The organism is Enterococcus alishanensis (assembly GCF_019218635.1).
In the GTDB taxonomy this organism is placed as follows: domain Bacteria; phylum Bacillota; class Bacilli; order Lactobacillales; family Enterococcaceae; genus Enterococcus_A; species Enterococcus_A alishanensis.
In genome coordinates this window covers 1-471 of record NZ_JAHUZB010000035.1, presented here as the reverse complement: position 1 = coordinate 471, position 471 = coordinate 1, and the positions used below count along the sequence as shown (strand labels likewise).

1 pseudogene is annotated in these 471 nt (G+C 65.4%); it reads right to left on the bottom strand.

The annotated features are described in order from the left end of the window. Positions 1–471, bottom strand: a pseudogene (locus tag KUA55_RS18160) (NAD-dependent malic enzyme); the annotation flags it as partial.

Genomic DNA, 471 nt, shown 5'->3' with positions numbered 1-471 from the left:
GAGATGATGGCGGTGCCGTGCTGGTCGTCATGGAAGACCGGGATCTTCATGCGCTCGCGCAGCTTCTTCTCGATGTAGAAGCACTCGGGCGCCTTGATGTCCTCGAGGTTGACGCCGCCCAGCGTGGGTTCCAGCGCCGCGATGATGTCGACCAGCTTGTCGGGGTCGTTCTCGGCCAGTTCGATGTCGAACACGTCGATGCCGGCGAACTTCTTGAACAGGCAGCCCTTGCCTTCCATCACGGGCTTGGCGGCCAGCGGGCCGATGTTGCCCAGGCCCAGCACGGCGGTGCCGTTGGTGATCACGCCCACCAGATTGCCTCGCGAGGTGTACTTGGACGCGGCGTCGTCGCCCTGGTCGAAGATGGCCATGCACGCGGCGGCCACGCCCGGCGAGTAGGCCAGCGACAGGTCGTCCTGGTTGGCCAGCGTCTTGGTCGGGGTGACGGAGATTTTGCCCGGGGTCGGGTAG